Origin of the sequence: Okeania sp. SIO2B9, from assembly GCF_010672505.1 — a bacterium.
Taxonomy (GTDB): Bacteria; Cyanobacteriota; Cyanobacteriia; order Cyanobacteriales; family Microcoleaceae; genus Okeania; species Okeania hirsuta.
The window spans coordinates 1-4078 of sequence record NZ_JAAHGK010000695.1 but is presented as its reverse complement, the minus strand read 5'-3'; the positions used below and the strand labels follow the sequence as shown (position 1 = coordinate 4078).

Annotated in this window: 4 protein-coding genes; all 4 read right to left on the bottom strand. The window is 35.5% G+C overall.

Features of this window, described 5'->3' with window-relative positions; translation table 11 throughout:
• Positions 1 to 439: 439 nt before the first annotated feature.
• Entirely contained in the window at positions 440 to 1621 is a 1182-nt protein-coding gene (locus tag F6K13_RS21785; RefSeq protein WP_124147165.1) for a GNAT family N-acetyltransferase, read from the bottom strand.
• A 425-nt stretch (positions 1622 to 2046) separates the two neighbouring features.
• Positions 2047 to 2691 (bottom strand): Uma2 family endonuclease, encoded by a 645-nt coding sequence (locus tag F6K13_RS21780; RefSeq protein ID WP_124147164.1) that lies wholly within the window; start codon positions 2689 to 2691, stop codon positions 2047 to 2049.
• A 391-nt stretch (positions 2692 to 3082) separates the two neighbouring features.
• A complete protein-coding gene (locus F6K13_RS21775; protein WP_124147163.1) occupies positions 3083 to 3286 on the bottom strand; it encodes a hypothetical protein in 204 nt (67 codons plus the stop codon).
• A 55-nt stretch (positions 3287 to 3341) separates the two neighbouring features.
• A complete protein-coding gene (locus F6K13_RS21770; RefSeq protein WP_124147162.1) occupies positions 3342 to 3638 on the bottom strand; it encodes a hypothetical protein in 297 nt (98 codons plus the stop codon).
• Between the last annotated feature and the right edge of the window lie 440 nt (positions 3639 to 4078).

The following is a 4078-nucleotide window of genomic DNA, read 5'->3' as shown; positions in this document are numbered from 1 at the left end:
CTTACAACCTTTAGGTATTTAATAATTGCTGATAGCTGAGATAATAATTGCTTGATTTATTACCTTCTTTTTTCTTCCATCCCCTTTTTTCTTACGTGTTAATGGTAGTTATATCATGTCCGCACTTTATCGTTTGTGTAAAACCAAGGGTGAATATCTACAGGAAATTTACGTTTTTTCAAGCTTTTAAGCCTTCTTCCCTCTTCCTTCTTCCTTCTTCCTTACTTTCACGCTTACAATACCGATGCTACCGGACATGATATTAAACATTTTTTGGTAGGAAATAATGCTTCAAAGTCAGTCTAGACAAGGGAATTACGTCGATGCCTTAAAAATGGCTAGAACCCGTGCTTATTCAGGATTTATACCTTTTTGACATCAAAGCCTCTGCCCATCTATATTTGAGCCTATTTTCTGGCTTGATTTTGTGTAAGTCCCATTAAGAATTACCATGACTAAAAGGTAAATCCTCATTAATTCTCTCCATTTCTAGCTGTTCCATTTCATTCACTTGCCCAATGTAGGACAAGAAGATTTTTGACAAACGATTATGATAAAATTTGTGCATACTATGGTTAGGTGTTGCTGGAAAACCACGCCGTTTTTTATGACGCCCACCAGCACCAGGGTCAAAAGTCTTAATACCATGGTTGATCGCCCATTCTATCGGAGCATAATAACAAGCATCAAAATGTAAACAATCTATTTCGTAAGTGCTGCCCCAATAACGACCGTAAAGGCGATCGCCCTTAGTAATACAAAACGACATTCCTACAGGGAAGCGGTCGTCCTCCTCACTGTAACCTGCCACAAATAATACTCGATGGCGAAAGTCGTGATGTAATTGTTCAAAAAATCGCTTCGTCAAATATTTACTACCCCACCAACCAAATTTATCGCAGGTACTCTCGTAAAAACTGTACATCTTAGAAAACAGAGCTTTCGGTATTTCATCCCCAGTGAAAGTCTGCATTTGTAAACCAGCTTTTCCTACTGCTTTACGTTCCCGCTTAATATTACGACGTTGATTAGCATTAAATACTTTGAGATAGTCATCAAAAGTTTGATAACCTTGATTCTGCCAAATGTAACTATGGTGTAGCCAACTGTTAAAACCATTACGTTGCAGTACAGGATGCCATTCTGGATCGACATAGAGAAAATGACATCCAGAAATATGATGGCGATCGCAAAAATGATCGATTTCCCTGACCATCAAAGCTGTCATTTCATCCTCATCCTCCCCAGGCGATATTAAAAATCTATATCCCTCAGCAGGAGTAAAAGGCGACATTCCCAATAACTTCGGGTAATATTCAATACCTAAGCGGTAAGCTATCTCGGCCCATTGATGGTCAAAAACAAATTCACCTTGACTGTGTCCCTTGATATAAAGTGGAGCTGCTGCTATTAGTTGTCTATCTCGCCATACTGTTAAATGTTGCGGTAGCCATCCACTTCTACCACCCACACTACCAGAAGTTTCCATATTATGCAGCCAGTCCCATTCTAGGAAGGGAGTTTTTAAAGGTTGGGCCAGAGCATCCCATTCTGGTTTAGGGACTTCAGCAATTTTGCCAATCCAGGCTAGAGAATATTGAGGTTTAGGCTGTTGAATCATGTTTAACTCTTTATTGGCGTATCCGATATCTAAGTTAATCTATTCTCAACTTATTGTGCATTTGTTGGCCGTGCTTGAAGAAGTAGTTAGATAGGGGAGCCGCCGATAGGGCGATTTACAGGAGAATGCGGTGATATCATGTCCGGTAGCATCGGTTTCAACAATTAATAATTAATAATTACCTCTCCTTTAAAAGAAGAGGATTGACTCAAAGGAAAATTTTTCTTTTTATCCCCTTAAAGGAGGAAGCTTTAAACCACAATTTTTCGGTAATTAGATAAAAAGAGTGGGGAGTGGGGGAGAAACTGAAAGACATCCTTACTACTCCTTTACAACCAAAATTTATTGTAAAACACCAAAAAACGTACTGCTATAAAGCTAATTTGAAATAGAAGAAATAGGAAAATAACTATTTACCTACTTTACTAACTAATAATTTGTTCTCTTACCCAATTCCGAAAAGTTTTCATGGTTTGATTTATACCCATATTTTGACAGCGAATACTATATTCTGGAATTACTTCAGTTAAGGGTAAATCTGGAAAATTAGGGCTAATTTCTGATTCTATATATTTGTTATTTTCTAAAACATAAATTTGTAATTTTCCTTTTTCAAATCGCCAAAGTTCCCCTACTCCTAAATTGGCATAAATATTCAGATGAGTACGAGAAGTTATATATATTTCTAAAGCTAAATCAGGCGGTGGATCGATAGTTAAATCTAGGCGTTCTTTCCCACGAACTTTAGCTTCATTTTCAATATAAAAACAATTGTCTGGTTCTATTCCTTTTGCCATTTGTTCATTTTTGAAAGTTGTGGAACCTAGAGTTAAAAATTTTCTGTCTAGTTCTTCTAGGAGTGCTTTTATTAAGTCACTAATAACTTCTTTGCTAAGTTCGTGTTCTGGTAATGGAGTAATAATTTCTAAAGTGTTATTTGCATAAGCTATTCGAGAAGCGCGACTTTCTCCTAAGTCTGTGATAATTTCTTCAAATTCTTGCCAGCTTACATCTTTTAACAACACTTTTTGCCCTGGTGGTATGGTTAATCTTTTGAGTTCTAGCAGCATTTTTTTCCTTTAATATATGATGACATATTGAAATGCAGTATTGTACTTTATTATATAAGCTGAATTATTGATTGATAACAACAAACAAGAAAAACTTACATAGATTTTTAGTCTAGTAATTTATTGTCAAAAATAAACACTTTGTAGGTAAGCATTTCCTGCGGACTGCTGCGCAAACAGCTATTAGCTGTCAGCTATCAGCAACAAGACTCTATCTTTAAGGACAGTGTTTCAATTAACAACTTACTTTAAGGGTAAAGGAGGCAACTTTTTTAGTAAGACAGTTAATACAGCTTTGACCCTAAGACCCTAAACTAAAAGCACAATAGCTGATAGCTGATGGCTGACGGCTGAATGCTTACCTTTATAGTTTTATTTATCTTCTTTACCATCACAAAGGAATAAGATTAACTCCTCCCATGAATAGCGAGAACAAAAATACTGATATAAGAAAAATTAAAACGCCTATTCTGCGTAAAGTTGAATCATCTAAATCTCCTTGATGAAGAGTACAGCCGATGTAAATATCTCTTGCTTTATTAATGCTACCAATTTGATTAGAATTATCGCCAGCATTTTGATTAATTTCAGACATTATTTATGCTAACTATCTACATAGTAATATCGCCTGCTGAACCAATTTGACCAATTTATTTTGCATTATCTCCTGCTGTTTGATTAAAATTTCCTGTCTGTTCAACATTGACGTTTGTGGAAGTAGGATTATTTTCTTCCATTAATTTTTTTACTTGTTTTCCTAGGATTTCATCAGCGTCCAGTATTTTTTTCAATTGTCGCCTAAAAGCTGCTTCTGCATCTTTGTCATTACCTTCTTTAGCAAAGTCTTCTACTGCTTCCTTAGCTGCTTCTTTAGACTCTATTTTTGGCGATAATTTTTCCCAAATAGCCTTTGCTCTTTGCCATGTATCCTTACCTACTTCTTGCAAAAGCCCTTCACTTACTTTTTCACTTCCTTTAATTCAGTATGGCAATAAGGCAGGCAAAAGTGTTACTAATTCTGCTGTATCTACTATAGAAAGTCTTTAATTTATCAATAAATTTTTCATGTTTAAGTATAACACATAAAATTAAGTATTTTACCGAATAATCAAGGTTGAAAGCAACTTCAATTAAGGGAAAAAAATAATTTTTTATCCTTAAGGATCAATCTTAATTCATTTTAAGAAGAGGTAATTGTTAATTATTAATTGTTGAACTCTACTCCTCTTCTAGCTGCTACCTGAAAATAAGTATTCAACTGAACATGATATAGCAAGGAATGAGTTAGTTAGGACTTATGTTGATGATGAACCGTAATATCAAATCCGGTTAAACAGTTATAGATTCGTTAAGTAAGGAGGAGTCAGGAGCACCGAGTCAGGAGGAG

Bases quoted from the DNA above. Each gene is read 5' to 3' on its own strand.
- F6K13_RS21785 (WP_124147165.1), bottom strand. From the start codon at position 1,621: ATGATTCAACAGCCTAAACCTCAATATTCTCTAGCCTGGATTGGCAAA.
- F6K13_RS21780 (WP_124147164.1), bottom strand. From the start codon at position 2,691: ATGCTGCTAGAACTCAAAAGATTAACCATACCACCAGGGCAAAAAGTG.
- F6K13_RS21775 (WP_124147163.1), bottom strand. From the start codon at position 3,286: ATGTCTGAAATTAATCAAAATGCTGGCGATAATTCTAATCAAATTGGT.